1 pseudogene is annotated in these 1,082 nt (G+C 67.4%); it reads right to left on the bottom strand.

Annotated elements, in window-relative coordinates:
• Positions 1–900 (bottom strand): annotated as a pseudogene (locus IE294_RS46775) (IS701 family transposase); the annotation flags it as partial.
• Positions 901–1,082 lie beyond the last annotated feature (182 nt).

The raw sequence follows: 1,082 nt of genomic DNA, 5'->3' as shown, positions 1-1,082 counted from the left end.
GTGCGTAGGCGAGGTAGTAGGCGATCTCCTCGGGCTTGCTGATGCTGCGGCGTGCCAGTGCCCACCGCTGGTGGGTGGGCATCTCGCCGTCGAAGTCCTCGATGGACGTGATCTGCACAGGGCGGCCCAGTGGTAGATGCGCGGGCCCTTCGCGCCGTCACCGCACGAACGTCGCTCCCATGCTTCGGCAGGGGCCTGGGAGAGGAGGTGATCGATACGTCCGAAGTGCGGTACCTGCTGGGACTTGGGGACCGCGAGGACGTATCCCAGGCCGGTCTCCTCCAGCATGCGGCGCAGCCGCCACTCCTGGCCGTAGGCGGCGTCCGCGGTCACCCAGGCGATCGGCAGCGGCGAGGCGATCGCCCGCAGCACCATGGCCTTGGCCAGGTCGGGCTTGGTGGCGAAGGTCCGCTCGTCAGGGATGTGGGCAGCGCGGCAGCGGTCGCGATCGTCGGCCCAGGACTTGGGCAGATACAACTCGCGGTCCACTAGGGCGCGTCCGCGGGTGGTGGCGTAGGCGGCGAACACGCCGATCTGGCAGTTCTCGGTGCGGCCGGCGGTGCCGGAGTACTGGCGCTGCACGCCGGCGGAGGTGGTGCCCTTCTTGAGGAAGCCGGTGTCGTCGAGGATGAGGATTCCGTCGGGTTCGCCGAGCCGTTCGGCTACGTAGTGCTGGAGGTCGTCGCGGAGTTCGTCGGCATTCCAGCGGGCGCCGTTGAGGAGTCTCTGGAGGCGGTCGGGTGTGCGGTGTCCGGCGTATTCGGCCAGCTGCCAGCCGTTTTTGCGGCCGACCGGGCCCAGCAGGCCGCGGATGTAGTCACGCATCCTGCGACGCGGTTCGACACGGCTGAAGCGGTGGCCGGTGCGCAGGAACAGTTCCTCGAGCTCGTCGTTCCAGATCTCAACTGCACGCTCGTCGATCACACCCGGAGGGTGCCCGGATCGACGCCACTATCAGCGGCGGCTGCACACGATCGAGGGGCGGTCTGGGAAAGAGAACACAGGTCGGCAATCAGCCCACTACACTCACCCAAACCGCCCCTGAACAGGGAAAACGTCAAAGTGCTGCTGGAGTACTAGAG

The sequence above is a fragment of the Streptomyces canarius genome (genome assembly GCF_014650735.1).
Classification (GTDB): Bacteria; Actinomycetota; Actinomycetes; order Streptomycetales; family Streptomycetaceae; genus Streptomyces; species Streptomyces olivaceoviridis.
The sequence above is the reverse complement of the archived record's forward strand: the minus strand, read 5'-3'. Positions and strand labels throughout refer to the sequence as shown.